Source organism: Rheinheimera baltica, from assembly GCF_030731985.1.
GTDB classification, from domain to species: domain Bacteria; phylum Pseudomonadota; class Gammaproteobacteria; order Enterobacterales; family Alteromonadaceae; genus Alishewanella; species Alishewanella baltica.
Window position 1 is genome coordinate 360402 of record NZ_JAPJDY010000004.1, and the last position, 15309, is coordinate 375710.

The following is a 15309-nucleotide window of genomic DNA, read 5'->3' on the forward strand; positions in this document are numbered from 1 at the left end:
TCAGATGAACACTCCGATACTCCTGTCAAAATTAAAGTCGCTGACATTGATTATTTTCACCTTGGTATTGTCATGCAGTGTTCAGGCGTCTCATCCTAATTTAGTCATTACACAAGCTGATGTGCTCGACATGCGCAAAGCGATTAATGAACAGGGAAGGTTTGCTACCGCCTATAAAAACCTGAAAGCTAAGGTCGACTTACAAATGGCATTACCTATTGAAGTGCCAGTTCCAAAAGACGGCGGAGGCGGTTATACCCACGAGCGTCATAAAAAAAATTATCAGCTTATGTATGACGCCGGCATCCTTTTTCAGCTAAGTCAGGATAAGACTTATGCAGATTATGTACGGAACATGTTGCTGGCTTATGCACAGTTGTACCCTACACTGGAGCTGCACCCCGCACGAAAAGTGAAGTCACAAAATTCGGGCAAGCTGTTTTGGCAAAGCTTAAATGAGGCCGTTTGGTTGGTACATACCATCCAGGCTTACGATTTTGTCTACGGTGCGCTAAGCGCGCAAGACATAAAGCGTATTGAAACAAATCTGCTGAAGCCTGTTTCGTTGTTTTTATCTGAAGGACAACCCTCTACGTTTAACAAAGTGCACAACCATGGTACCTGGGCAACAGCTGGGGTTGGTATGGCCGGTTATGTGATGAACGAACCGGAGTGGGTTGAAAAAGCGCTCTACGACCTGGAAAAATCAGGCAAAGGCGGCTTTCTGAAACAACTGGATGAATTGTTCTCCCCGCAGGGCTACTACAATGAAGGGCCTTATTATCAGCGTTACGCGCTATTACCGTTCGTGACCTTTGCTAAAGCGATTGATAATAACGATCCGCAACGCAAGATTTTTCAGTACCGGGATGGGATTGTATTAAAAGCCATAGATACAACAATTCAGCTAAGTTATAGCGGTCTGTTCTTCCCGATCAACGATGCCATAAAAAGTAAGGGTATCGATACCATCGAGCTGGTGCATGGCGTTGCTCTGGCGTATAGCCTGACCAAGGAACCCGGCTATTTGGATATCGCTAAGCAACAAAACCAAATCATTCTTTCCGGCAATGGTCTCAAGGTGGCGCAGGCTCTGGACCAAGGCCTGGCGGCACCCTACCCATTCATATCGGTTGCCTTCGGCGATGGCAGTGATGGTAAGCAAGGGGCACTGGTAATTATGCGCAGCCAGCTGGCGGGCGATCAAGCCGTGCTGTTTAAACCTGCTGCCCAAGGACTGGGCCATGGTCATTTTGACAAGCTCACCTGGCAGTTTTATGACCAGACTAAAGAAATCGTCTCTGATTATGGTGCGGCGCGTTTCCTCAATGTTGAAGCCAAATTTGGTGGCCGCTATCTGCCTGAAAACGAGAGTTACGCCAAACAAACTGTGGCCCACAATACGGTGGTTGTGGATGAAACCAGCCACTTTGACGGTGATGTCGAGGTAGGTAACGCAAATGCGCCGGTACTTAGTTACTTTGAAACCAGTTCGCGTGGCACCGTATCCAGCGCAAAGATTGATACGGCTTACCAGGGTGTTGAACTAAAACGTACCATGGCGTTGGTTAATCTGACGGAGCTTGAAAAAACCATAGTGCTGGATGTGTTCGATGTTGTTGCATCCGGCGAGCATCAACTGGATCTGCCGCTACATTATCAGGGGCAGCTAATTGATATGAACTTTGCCTTGTCGGTGAGTACTGATCAGCTTTCGGCTCTGGGCGCTAAAAATGGCTATCAACATCTATGGCTTAAAGGCCGTGGTCTGCCAGAGCAGGGGCTGGCAAAGGTGTCCTGGTTAAATGAAAACGGATGCTTCTATACCCATACCAGTTTGGTAAATGGCCAGGAGGAGTTTTTGTTCACCCAGTTAGGTGCCAACGATCCTCACTTTAATCTTCGCAATGAACAGGCATTTGTCCGCAGAGTAAACAACAAGAAGCAACACCAGTTCATTTCGGTACTTGAACCCCACGGCGAATACAACCCTGGCAAAGAATACACGCTGGATGCCGCGAGTCAGGTAACGCAGCTCAGCTATAGCCAACAAGGTGAAGTGATGTTGGTCAATATCACTATTGCGGGTGTTTCATACCTGATTGCTATTAACCAAGTACCTGATGGTTCAATCAAGCAAAATTTTCAATATCAAGACCAATCGTTTTCCATCAACAGTCGACTGGCTGTTTTTGCACTGAACGATGATGAGGAGTAAGTCATATGAGCAAGCAAAGTAACCATTTTATCTCTGGAGCCGAAGCTGAGATTGAAGACTTGGGTGGTGGCTTAAAACGCCAGATGCTGGGTTATAACCACGAACTCATGATGGTCAAAGTTTGGTTTGCCAAGGGAGCCGAAGGCTATGTACACAAGCATCGTCATTCACAGGTGACCTATGTCGAAGAGGGCGAATTTCACTTTAATATTGGCGGAGAAATCAAAGTGATGAAACCCGGCGACAGTTGCTTAATTCCACCCTATGTGGAGCATGGTGCAGTGTGTCCGACCGGCGGTATCCTGATTGACACCTTCAGCCCTCCCAGAGAAGACTTTCTTGAGGACTTATCATGAAAATTAAAGGTTTACGCTGGTGGGTGGTGATGTTGATCGCATTGGCGACCATCATCAACTACATTGATCGCCAATCGCTCAGTGTACTCTGGCCAGCCATTGTAGAGGATTTATTTCCTGACAAATCGGCGCTGGAACGCAAACAAATTTATGCAAACATCTCTGTAGTATTCGTTTTTGCTTATGCATTTGGTCAGGCGATCTTCGGCAAGATTTTTGACTGGGTTGGAACCAGAATCGGTTTCGTTCTCTCCATCGGGGTATGGTCATTGGCCACCATTGCTCATGCATTTGCGCAGGGCTTGCTCAGCTTCAGTATTTTCAGGGCGATTCTTGGGGTTGCTGAGGCAGGTAACTGGCCAGGTGCAACCAAGGGAAATGCCGAGTGGTTTCCGATCAAGGAGCGCGCATTAGCTCAGGGAATTTTTAATTCAGGTGCTGCAATTGGTGGCATTATCTCTATCCCATTGATTGCGTTTCTTACCGTTTATTTCAGTTGGCAAATGGTCTTTGTAATTATCGGTCTGGTAGGTTTTCTCTGGCTGATACCGTGGCTGGTTTTGGTTAAGGCGCCACCAGCCATGCATTCATGGATTACCGAAGAGGAACGCGACTATATCCTGACCGGTCAAAAACGCAAATTGACGCCGGAGCAGGCGTCTTTGCCAGAAGAGGCAGAATATAACCCTACTACCGCCGAGTTACTGTCACGCAAGCAAAGCTGGGGGGTGATTATTGCCTCTGCGGCTATCGATCCGATTTGGTGGTTGTTTGTTTTCTGGATCCCCATTTACTTGAATGAAGTTTACGGTATGGATGTTCAGTCTATCGGTATATATGGCTGGGTACCTTATGTGGGCGCGATGTTTGGTGCCTGGTTTGGTGGCCTGCTGGCCCAGAACAGACTAAATGCGGGTTGGAGTGCCGATAAAACCCGAAAACTCACCATCACCTTGGGCTGCTTTATTATGTTGCCATCATTACTAGCGATGGCTAATCCGGGAGAGCCAGTCATTGCCGTGCTAATCATGGCCGTCATTTTATTTGGTTTCCAAACGGCTATTGGCAACGTGCAAACGCTTCCCAGCGATCTCTTTAGCAAGAGTGCCGTGGGTACCTTAGCTGGATTTTCTGGCATGGCGGCTAAGTTAGGCGCAGTGGGGCTGACCTCTCTGGTGCCTTTCCTCACCGCTGACGGAAATTATACACCCGCGTTCGTGATAGGCGCTGTACTAGCGATCACTGCAGTTGCCGCTGTGTGGATATTGATCCCCACCATAGAACCCTTAAAGAAACCCTCAAAGAAAACTGAGTAGAAACATGACGAAGATATTTTTTCTCGGTGAGTGCATGGTTGAACTCAGAGAACTGGATGACGCAATGATGGGACAGTCGTTTGCTGGTGATGTGTACAACTCAGCGGTATATATGAAACGCTGCTTTCCAAAAATTTCAGTTTCCATGATCACAGCCATTGGTCGAGACCGACTCAGTGAAAAAATGCTTAGCCGATTCAAGAGTGAGGAGTTAGATACACAGTTTGTGTTTCGACATCCAAGCAAAGTGCCGGGTATGTATTTTATTGAGACCGATAGCGCCGGTGAGAGGCGCTTCACCTACTGGCGTAACGATTCTGCGGCCAAGAAAATCATTCCATTTCTTAACGATGATGTCGTTACACAATTAACCTCAGCGGACATGTTTTTTTTCTCAGGCATTCCACTGGCAATTATTGACGAAGACAGTAGGGACGCGTTTTGGCAAAAACTGGAACGCTTAAAGCTGGCCGGCGTAAAGCTGGTGTTTGATCCAAATTATCGGGCGCAGCTTTGGGCTAGCAAAGAAGAGGCTATTGAACAGTTTAACCGAGCCTTTCAAATAAGTGATATCGCCCTACCCGGCATCGAAGACTTGAGCGTGCTTTACGGCATCACGTCTGCGCCAGAGGCAATTGACTTTTTCCAGCAATATCAATTGGCAGAACTTGTGGTAAAAGACGGGCCGAATTCTGTTGTCACATTAACTGGCACAGAACGTCTTAGCCACCAGATCATCCCTGTCACCAATGTTGTGGATACCACTTCTGCCGGCGATGCATTTAACGGCGTTTATCTTGGGGCGCGTTTGTCAGGAAGAACGGTGTTTGACGCGGTGCAACTGGGCGCTAAAGCCGCGGGAACGGTAATACAACATCCTGGCGCGATAGCACCTTTGGTAGCATTCAAACAGGCAATGTCTGAAGCAGGCATATAGCTGTTATTGCAAAACTACATTCACTATTAATTGAAGAGATATACAGACATGACTCGCTTTTCTGAACTGATGTCAGGACAGACATTGTTACCTATTATTCAAGCACAATCGCCGAGGCAGGGCGTGCAAATCGCCCGGGCCATGGCCGATGCGGGTCTTACTCTGGTAGAAGTGGTATTGAGAACGAACGCCTCTCTTGCGGCTTTAACCGCGATTAAGCAAGAAGTCCCTCAACTCAAAGTAGGCGCAGGTACGGTGATCGATGCCCGGATCCTGAATCAGGCACTAGCAGCAGGAGCCGATTTCATTGTAACCCCAGCAACTTCAGAGGAGCTGTTGGCTGAATTGGCTAGCTGTGGGGTGCCGGTGCTACCCGGGGTGTCTAATACCGGTGATATTTTGCTGGCGTATGAGCATGGTTACACAGAATTGAAACTTTTTCCGGCTTCCCTGTCGGGAGGAACGGCTTTCCTGAGGGCGATGTCGTCGGTTTTCCAGTCGATTCGTTTCTGTCCAACGGGTGGCGTTAATGAGCAAAATATGCAGGACTATTTGGCATTGAGCAATGTCTTTGCGGTAGGTGGGACTTGGGTTGCATCTGCTGAGTGGGTTGAACAGGGTAATTGGCAGGCAATCACCACAGCCTGCCATCAGGCAATTAATAGATCAGAGCCAGAAATTACTCATTCAGTTGCTTAGAGTCAAGCAGCTATCGTTTTGGCAGAGCAAAAGGAACAACAATGAAAACAATAAACTGCATGCTGACGCTTTGCCTAATATTGTTGACAGTATTCGTCAGTTACGCCAATGAAAGCGACGAGACTGAAACACACATTATACCCCCAGTATCCCATCAGCAATTAGGGCAAGGAGTGCTACTTGGCAGTTTTACTCAGTTGGATCCTGCGAAAAAACCCAGTGAAAATTTTGACCTGCTGGATTGGAGTCTGACCCTGCCGACGGATCTGAACAAAGATAAAAAAGCCGACATTGTTTATGAGCGTGCGCTAGCCGATGGTTTTGAATTGAAACCGCTGTTTTACACCGCAGAGGATGGCGGAATGGTGTTCGCTTGCCCTAATGAAGGTGCCAAAACCTCCAGTAATACAAAGTATGCCAGAACGGAATTGCGTGAAATGCTCAGGCGTGGCAAAACTCAAATAAAGACGCAAGGCATAACCAAGAACAACTGGGTATTCAGGAAAGTACACGGTTCGGTCAAACGAGATGCCGGCGCTATTGAAGGAAGCCTGGAAGCCACACTTGCTGTTAACAGGGTGTCGGTAACGGGTGATGAGAAACAAGTTGGTAGGCTGATTATTGGCCAGATCCACGCAACAGACGATGAGCCCATTCGTCTTTACTACCGTAAACTCCCAAATAATGAAAAGGGTTCCATTTATTTTGCTCACGAGATAAATGGAGGAGATGACGTCTGGATCAATATGATCGGCTCACGCTCCCATACACTTTCTGATCCCGAAGACGGAATTCGCTTGAATGAGACGTTCAGTTATAAAATTACGGTTGAGAACAGTGTTTTATTTGTCACGATTATTCGTCCAGGCAAAGCCAATATCACTAAATCCCTTGATATGAGCCAAAGTGGCTACCATAGCAATAATCAGTACATGTACTTTAAAGCGGGTGTGTATAACCAAAACAACAGCGGCGATCCCCGAGACTATGTACAAGCGACTTTCTATCATCTTGATAACCAGCATGATGGTTAGCCATCCTAGTTGAATTTTGTTCCTGCATTTCATTAAAAAATCGCAAATTGGTTTACCAATTTGCGATTTTTTATGGCAATTTTTCGGTTTATAACTGGTTGAGATTTTGCTTCCTTTATCTATCTCTTTTTAATTGGTAATCAGTTCTGGTAATTTATTAGTTTGGTAATTGGTTGATATGTAGGTTTGGTTTGGTTATATTTCAAACATAAAAAATGCATTACTTGAATTAAACAGGTAAGCCTAACAACAAGATCGTGAAAATGGACAACGGGGAATTAGATATGTCGCTGATATTTGATAATGATGCAGACACAAGCAAACAAGAGCTGCAATTCAGGCTTACGCCTGTTGCAAAATTGGTAAAAATGGCAGTAATTGTCTCTCTGACCAGTTCTTTTGCTTTTGCTGCTAACGCGCAGGATACGAACAATCAATCTAAAACCAAAGCTGATAATATTGAAGTAATTGAGGTTGTTGGTACCCGTAAAACCATCCAAGACCAAATTACCATAAAACGTGAGGCTACTTCAGTCGTTGACGGCTTATCTGCTGCAGATATCGGTGATTTGCCCGCACTTTCTATTGGTGAAGCGTTAGAGTCGATAACGGGTGCAGCGTCTCACCGTGAGAATGGCGGTGCTACCGAAATTACTATCCGGGGCTTAGGTCCCTTCTTGAGCGCGACTCACATTAATGGTCGTGAAGCGACGAATGGCAGTGGTGACCGCTCGGTTAACTTCTCACAATTTCCGTCGGAGTTAATGCAAAAAGTTGCCATTTATAAAACTCAGGACGCATCACTGATCGAAGGTGGTGTGGCCGGTGTCATTACCTTAGAAACGCTTAAGCCTCTGGATTACGGTAAACAGCAAATTCAGGGGGAAGTAAAACTAAACTATAACCCTGATGAAGCGAGTATTGACAACTCATTACACGGCAACGTGGGGGGGCGGCTGACATTCAGCCTGGTTGACCAATTTGAGTTTGATAATGGTCAGGCTTTAGGGGTTTCTTTTGGCGTGCAGCGTCAGGATATCAGCCAACCTGAAGCGGAATACCGCAGTTCAGGTCCTACCGGCGCTTCTTTGTGGGCATGTTTAAACGACCCTACCAACAGCAATGAAGGTTTTTTCCGCAGTTCAGCAGGCGATTGCGAAGATCAGGTCAGTGGTAGCAGTAACCAAGGTTATCAAACCGCGATTAATCCTGTGACGGGTGAAGCACAAAGTGCGGGTACGCCTTACGCTTGGACGGGTAGTAGCCGTAGTTACCGCCAAAACGAAACGTCTGATGAGCGTGATGCCGTGTTTTTTGCCTTACAATATCGCCCTTCCGATGCTTGGGATATTAACGTCGACGTTCAAATATCAGATCGTAATCAGGCGGAAGCACGTCATGACTTACTCTTCTTGCAAAAACGTGTCACGCCAGGTGTCACTGGTGAGAATCTTATTGTTAATGAGGTAGGCGGCATTTTGCAATGGCAAGGTGAAGAGCGTTTTGAGTCCGCCGGCGAGCAATTTTCTCGTGAAGAAAATTATGTTGGTTACGGCCTGAATGTTGAACACTTTTTCAGTGACCGCTTAACGATCACGGCCGATTTGGGTTACTCGCAAACCAAACGTGAAGAGTTGCAAATTTCTAACCGGGGCAGAACGATTGACCGGCCCTTTTTAGCGTGGGAAATGGGCAAGTATATCCCGCATATTACCGTCACTGATTTTGATGTGACCGACATCTCGAATTTCACAGACAGCTTACGGACCCGTCTTGATAGAGAAGGTGTGCGTGAAAACGAGATTGTTTCTGCACGCTTGGACTTCAAATATGCGCTGGACAGCAATGTATTTTCCAGTGTGCAAGGTGGGGTGAGAGCGTCAGAACTCAGCTTTGTGCAGTTTGGTGGCAACCAAGGTAGTGGTTCACGTACGGAAATATTGTTGGATGAAAGTGTAATATCCGCATTAGACGTGTTGCAGCAATGTCAGATCAATTTCCCTGAAACCGACTTATTATCCTCCGTGTCTGATGGCAATCTGATTACCCACATCGACAGTAACGGTAACGTCGTGGCCAGTGGTACGGGTTCATCATGGGCCACTTACGATAATGTCTGTTTCTCACAAGCACTTGTGAATTCAGTCGGAGGGAGCTTTGCCTACCCGGAGGTTGAGTATCAAAACTCGGGAACTCAGGATGTTACTGAAAAAACCCTGTCGGCTTATCTGATGGCCAACTACGATACTGAAATGTTTGGTAAGTTTGTTCGCGGTAATTTTGGTGTGCGGCTGGTTGATACCGACGTTACTTCAATTGGTTTTAGAAACAGCTTTGATGTTGTTACCAATGAATTAGGGGTGCTGAGCCTGGTTACCGGCGATTCTTTAGAGTCGATTACTGGCGGCGGCGGTTATACCGAAATACTCCCTAGCTTTAACCTGGTCGTCGATTACAGTGAAAACATTTTGCTGCGGGCTGGTATTTACCGCGGCATGTCAAGAGCGAACCCCAGTGATATGAGTTATAGCCGCACATTCCAAACGGATGATGATGTAGCGCCAACGTCTTTGACAGACTTATTTGTCGGCGTGAATGGTTCAGGTAACCCGAATATCAAGCCTCTGATGTCATGGAATTACGACGTCGCATTTGAATGGTATCCTAACGAAGATTCCATCTTCGCGCTAAGCCTCTATTACAAACAATTCCAGGGCGGGTTCCAACAACGCACCGTATTGGAAGACTTTCTTGTTGACGGTCAGACGGTAACCTTGCCGATTACCAATTCGGTCACTACGGACAATGAAAGTGACCTGTACGGCTTGGAGGCGTCAATAGCCTATCGCTGGGACAATGGCCTTGGCGTTAAGCTGGGTTACAACTACGCCGATACGGACTTCGAGTTTGAAGACAGCTTATACGGCGATACCTTTATTACCGATTTAGATGGCACCACGCGTCAATTGACGGCAGGTATTGTGCCACCTGGCTCGGTTCCTGGCTTTTCTGAACATGTATTCAGTGGTCAGCTCTACTATCAAATCGGCGATTTTGATACGGCGCTTATTTACAAGTATCGCAGTGAATACTTCCAGCCCTATACCACTGACGGAACCCGACTGCGTTATGTTGATGAAGTGGGCGTATGGGAAGCTCGCGCCTCTTACCGCATTAATAAAAATATTCGGGTAAAAGTGGAAGCGATTAACCTGTTCAGTGCACCCAAATCACAGGATTTCTTTGTGCAGGGTAACTTGGGCGAAGTTAACGACTATGGTCCGCGATTCTTTGCCGGTATCAGTTTGAAGTACTAATCGATTCACTAGAGATCTGAATCAGAATGCGGGAGAAAATCGAAGCCCGCGAGTATTGACCTATATTACTTTTGTTCAGTAACTAAGCCACTTGTTAGTACTGAATCAATAGGAGCAGAAAGCATGTTTAAACAGTCTCTGATAGCCATCATCTTGGCAACTGCCTTGGTCGGTTGTGGTGGTGGTGATAATAACGAACTGGCTGGCAATAGCAGAGGAAGTATCAGTATCAGTGGTGGCACGTTAATCGCAGGCACCACCCTCTCGGCATCGGTAACGGATGCCGACGGCATTAAAAACGACACCCTAGTTTACCAGTGGTCAACGGGGACGACGGGATCGTCATACACAATCACTGAAGCGGATGAAGGTTCTATTATCTCTGTGTCGGCCAGATATACTGATGAAAAAGGCATTACAGAAGGCGTAGGGGCATCGACGTCTGTGATACTGCCCACCCTGGATGTCAATGCCAATGTGGTAAAAGGGCCAATTGGCGCCGCAAATTGCGAAATATTTGCTGTGACTGACACGGGGGTTCCGGCAACACCGGCTCAGGCCACGGCTATCTCCAATAGTATGGGCCGCGTCACTTTTACTAATGTGCATTTTGAAGGTACGGGCTTAATTTCGTGTTCAGGCGGTACTTACAAAGATGAGTCAACCGGCTTAATGCTGGAAGCGCCTACTTTGAGGTCGGTGGTGAATGTGGTGGAAGGCACTGCAGATACGTCTTCACCTTCTTATGTTGTGTCGCCTTTGACGGAAATGGCGGTACAGGCAGCAGGTGCCAACTTAAACGCCTTTGCTGAGCGTGCTCGAGTCATCAATGCACGTTTTGGTATTCGTTTTGATACTACAACTGTGTTACCGACCGAGATTGGCGTTGTAGATCTGGGCGCAGCTGGTGCAACAGATGCCGACCGCTATGGCTTGGTATTAGCACTGTTGTCGCAACTCGACGCCGACAATACTGGCAAAGATATGGCGATGTTAATCGCGGATATTGCGGCTGATTTAGCGGATGGCTCGTTTTCACAGGCGTTACTAGATGCCTTTGAAACAGCTCAGATAAATTTACAAACGGTGTCAGTTATCGCCAATGCCGTTAATCCATCTTTGCTTGATGTGATTGGCTCGGCAATTGGATACAACAACACCCCTGTCGCGGCCATTATTGAAGGGATGTTGAGCGGAACCATTCAATATACCGCCACAGAGCCGTTGACGGGTTCAGTCACGGTGATTGATCCTAACTTTGGCGAAGATGAAATTGTGGCGCAAAATGCCATGCTGCTCGACTTTGGTACCTTTAGTATCAATGCGCAAGGTAATTGGTCATATACCGTTGATGTTAACAACGAAACGGTCGCAAGCCTGGAGCTTGGTAACTCTGTGAATGATACGGTGACTATCACATCGCTTGACGGAACCACTGCCGACATCGTCATTCGCATTGCTGCGCTGACGCAGTTAGTAAAGATTTCAGATACTGGCAATGACACGGGTGAAATTAGATTTAGTGTCAATAATTTACGTAAAGGTAAACTCAGTGCTGCGTTTGCCAAAGATGAAACTTTGGGCAGTGATGGCAATATTAAAGATGCCTACATTACACTGTATGGCTCTTCTGGTAGCTCAAGTGAGGCGTTGATTGATTTGCGAATTCAAGGCTCGCAAACAGACGCTAATGGCATGCCGATCGCCCCTCGCTTCTTGGTCAGAAACACAGAAAGTGCCGCTTATCCCGGTGTGATCGTTACTGCCCCTTTTGTTGAAGGGCAATTTTATACTGTTGAGATTACCTGGGATTTGGATGCCGCTGAGCAATTAACCCTGACCATTAACGATGAAGTTATTGGTGGAGGGTCTTTCACTACTGCGGCGGTAGTTGATCCCGATTTCGTTAATATTGAGCAGTGGTTTGCCGATGGTATTAAGGCCGTTCAATTTAGATTGGGTGACAATGACAGAACGATCCCTTTTGGATCCTTTTATGTCGACGATATCGCCGTCTATTCAGACGTTACGGGCACCACCAGCGTATTTGCCGATGATTTTGAAAGCTACGCCGAGGGTGAAACCCTGGATGGTGTTGGCAGTCGTTATAACTTAGCGATCTATTCAGAAGTTGTGGTATTTGATGTTGGCGATGGTACTAGCGAACCGACACCAGCAGCCTTCTTTGACTTAACCGCGACCCTTCCAAGTAATGCTACTGCAGCACTGACCGGAACCGTTACTGTTGTTGATCCGGATGAAGGTGAAGCTTTTATTATGCCTGCATCGTTCCGCAGCACCTTTGGCGAATTCGCCATTATGGAAGACGGGGCTTGGACTTACTTGCTTGATACAAGCAACGCCGTTATTGCTGCGCTGGTAAGCGGTGAGCGCGAAACGGATACGATCACGATTGAATCTGTTGACGGTACAACCGCTGAGCTGGTGATTACCATCACTGGTGTGGGCGGCGATACAGGTGGCGCCAATAATGTCGCAGTCATTGTTGATACCGATCCAAGTGATACCGGAGAGCTTCGTTATGCGCTTGGGAGCGATGGCCCACTTGCGCAAGGTCGAATTACGGTATCTGTTAAGCGTTTAGATGATGAATTAGGCGATGGTGATGCGTTTATCACGCTATTCAATTCTGCCACCAATAATGATGGGGCGATTTTAGATCTACGTATTAAAGATGATAGCTTTGAGGTTCGCAGCCCAAGTGGTGTCGATGCGTCGGCGGCCACGGTATTGTTAGATACCTTCATGGATGTTGTTATCACCTGGGAATATCCAAATGGTAACTTAGAGGTAACGCCATTGGTTACGGTTGAAGTCGATGGTGTCAGTTTTGTGGCCGAAGGCTTTACCCCAGACAATAATGCTATAGGTGGTGTGACTCACGTGTCGTTCCGGTTTGGTGACAATAGTGGAGTACGGGCAGAGACAGGTAAATTTACTGTTGATGACTTATTCATTTACTCTGACACGGCTGGAACCAATGTCGTGTTTTCTGACGACTTTGAGTCATACATTGATGGTGATTCTCTCGACACGGACAACCCTGCATCACCCTATAACTCAGCAACGTCTGAAGCAAGTGTTGAGTCTGTGGGTGACGCTGGTGGACCCGGTACACCGGGCAATAAGATTGCAGAAATACGTGATACCGATGCCTCTGACACCGGAGAGTTAAGATACGCACTTGGGGATAATGGTCCTCTGGCACAAGGACGGATTACGGCATCTGTTAAGCGGTTAGATGATGAATTAGGTGATGGTGATGCGTTTATCACGCTATTCAATTCTGCAACCAATAACGATGGCGCGATTTTAGATTTGCGTATTAAAGATGATAGCTTTGAAGTTCGCAGCCCGGGTGGTGTTGATACGTCGGCGGCCACCGTAGTGTTAGATACCTTCATGGATGTTGTTATCACCTGGGAATATCCAAATGGTAACTTAGAGGTTACGCCATTGGTTACGGTTGAAGTTGATGGCGTCAGTTTTGTGGCTGAAGGCTTTACCCCCGATAACAATGCTATAGGTGGGGTGACTCACGTGTCGTTCCGGTTTGGTGACAATAGTGGTGTACGAGCCGAGACAGGTATATTTAGTGTTGATGACATAGTGATATTCGCCGACAAGGCGGGAACCAGTGTGGTGTTTTCAGACGACTTCGAAACCTATGAAGAGGGTGATTCGCTGGATGCTGACAACGCTGTGTCACCTTATAACTCAGCAACGTCTGAGGCTATCGTAGCGGTTGAATAACCCCTTTTATCCTCTGCTGCGTAATCGCTCAGAGATAAAAGGAGTCAAGGTGAGAGGGGCGGGAGTGATCCCGCCTCGTATTTTATTGGCTATTCACTGCCAGAGTATCCAATGTGACTGTTTTTTATGTTATAGAACGTTGCCTGGACAAATTCTTCGGGGTTGCTTGAATTGTTACCGTTATAAACGCCAACTTTGAAATAATGGTACTGACCATCCTCATTATACAGACTGTCAGACATATCATAATGCGACACCACATCGGCCTTACCTTCACGGCTGATTGTGACTGTGAGTAAGTTGACATTGACGCTGATGTGGTAACTAAAAACCTCATTCAGGGCGATACCCTCTACTGGGTTTGCAGCGGTGTTGCTGCGAGAGCCAATCATGTCGACATAAGTTTCAAAGTTGTCACCGTCGCTGTCTTTAACCCGGCTCTCATGCGCGAAATAGATGGCGCCGCGATCGTTTCCTGGCAGTTTCCGGTAATATAAGCGCACAGGCTCATCGTCATTGGCGTGGATTTGACCAATGATTACCCGGCCAATCTGATAATTTTCACCAGTGGTGGTAACCTGATTGACCGCCATTGTTACCCTCAGTTCACCGTCGAAGCCAGCTGCATTATTTTTTCCCTGCGCTGATGCACTGCCAAACACCCAGTTATTTTTATTCACACCCTGAGTGCTGATTCTAAGGTCGCCACGGCGTAACATTTCCCGTAGTTCAACCCTTACATAACTGGTATTGGCAGAGGTTTTAAAGCCATAACTGGGAGAGCGCATCACAATGCCGCCATCAGATGAGGCATGAAAAAACTCAGAATTAGTATAACCGTCTGCAAGGTCTGTTTCCGAAATGGAGTCGGCAGTGCCACTATTGTCCTCATCAGTAGGGATACTCAGGTACCAGTCTATCAACTCAATACCCAATTCATTGGGATATCGCTCGCTGTAGCTCCCTCCGGCGTCCTGGCAACGATGCGCCTGAACTTCAACAATGGCATTATTACGGTTTTGGTTATTGCCCAGTCCGATTATCTGAATAAAGCGGGCTGGTGCTGGCTCAATTTCTACCAATTCGAAGCCACTATGTCTGCCGCTGGAATCTGCTTCAGATAATACTGTGCTCCAGTTGCTGTTATCGCTAGATGTTTGTACGGAAAATCTGGCGATACGTTTATCACCTTCAAACCACTTAATCGTGAGTGCTCCCAGTGTTTTACTACTGCCTAAATCCAATGTCAGCGCGGCATTGTTATCATCACTTGACCATCTTGAATGGGACGAGGTTTTGCCATCAATGGCATTGGATGCTGGGTATGCCAGATTCTCCGCGTCATGCGAGGCAGAGAGTATCGGGTACACCTGATTACTGCATTGCTCAGGTGGAGCGACTTCAGGAGGTAAAGAAGGCATTATGGCTGTGGCATTATCGTCACGACTCCCTCCGCACGCTGTCACAGCTAATGCTAAGCTTGTGGCAATAACGAGTGTGCCCAGTTGACGGATTCTTTTTGACTCACAAGATCTCATCTCATCTCCTATTATCATGATTAATAGATCCAGGTATACATCTGGCCTTGTGGTATTCCTGGTCCCACTTACCGCATTGAAATTAATTACTATCAACCTATAATTGGTTGACCAAAATAT

Annotated in this window: 9 protein-coding genes; 8 read left to right on the forward strand and 1 reads right to left on the reverse strand. The window is 46.9% G+C overall.

Going from position 1 to position 15309, the window contains the following annotated elements:
* The first annotated feature begins 4 nt into the window (after nucleotides 1-4).
* The 8 genes from ORJ00_RS09060 to ORJ00_RS09095 all read left to right on the forward strand — a co-directional run bounded on the left by ORJ00_RS09060 (nucleotide 5) and on the right by ORJ00_RS09095 (nucleotide 13651).
* Nucleotides 5-2218, forward strand: a complete 2214-nt coding sequence (locus ORJ00_RS09060; RefSeq protein WP_306139633.1) for a heparinase II/III domain-containing protein — start codon at nucleotides 5-7, stop codon at nucleotides 2216-2218.
* 5 nt (nucleotides 2219-2223) lie between these two features.
* The gene (locus tag ORJ00_RS09065; protein WP_305974834.1) at nucleotides 2224-2574 is read left to right on the forward strand and encodes a cupin domain-containing protein; all 351 of its coding nucleotides are present in this window, start codon (nucleotides 2224-2226) and stop codon (nucleotides 2572-2574) included.
* The gene (locus ORJ00_RS09070) at nucleotides 2571-3890 is read left to right on the forward strand and encodes an MFS transporter (protein WP_305974836.1); all 1320 of its coding nucleotides are present in this window, start codon (nucleotides 2571-2573) and stop codon (nucleotides 3888-3890) included. Before ORJ00_RS09065 ends, ORJ00_RS09070 begins: the two co-directional genes overlap by 4 nt.
* Nucleotides 3891-3894: 4 nt before the next feature.
* Entirely contained in the window at nucleotides 3895-4827 is a 933-nt protein-coding gene (locus ORJ00_RS09075) for a sugar kinase (protein WP_305974837.1), read from the forward strand.
* Nucleotides 4828-4875: 48 nt separating this feature from the next.
* Nucleotides 4876-5526, forward strand: a complete 651-nt coding sequence (gene eda / locus ORJ00_RS09080) for a bifunctional 4-hydroxy-2-oxoglutarate aldolase/2-dehydro-3-deoxy-phosphogluconate aldolase (RefSeq protein WP_305974839.1) — start codon at nucleotides 4876-4878, stop codon at nucleotides 5524-5526.
* 41 nt (nucleotides 5527-5567) lie between these two features.
* The gene (locus ORJ00_RS09085; protein WP_306125696.1) at nucleotides 5568-6560 is read left to right on the forward strand and encodes a polysaccharide lyase family 7 protein; all 993 of its coding nucleotides are present in this window, start codon (nucleotides 5568-5570) and stop codon (nucleotides 6558-6560) included.
* A 284-nt stretch (nucleotides 6561-6844) separates the two neighbouring features.
* Nucleotides 6845-9877 (forward strand): TonB-dependent receptor, encoded by a 3033-nt coding sequence (locus tag ORJ00_RS09090; protein ID WP_306125695.1) that lies wholly within the window; start codon nucleotides 6845-6847, stop codon nucleotides 9875-9877.
* 123 nt (nucleotides 9878-10000) lie between these two features.
* Entirely contained in the window at nucleotides 10001-13651 is a 3651-nt protein-coding gene (locus ORJ00_RS09095) for a VCBS domain-containing protein (protein ID WP_306139634.1), read from the forward strand.
* 89 nt (nucleotides 13652-13740) lie between these two features.
* Here ORJ00_RS09095 and ORJ00_RS09100 read toward each other — a convergent pair whose 3' ends face one another.
* Nucleotides 13741-15189: a polysaccharide lyase family 7 protein gene (locus tag ORJ00_RS09100; protein ID WP_306125692.1), complete on the reverse strand. Its 1449-nt coding sequence runs from the start codon at nucleotides 15187-15189 to the stop codon at nucleotides 13741-13743.
* Nucleotides 15190-15309: the final 120 nt, after the last annotated feature.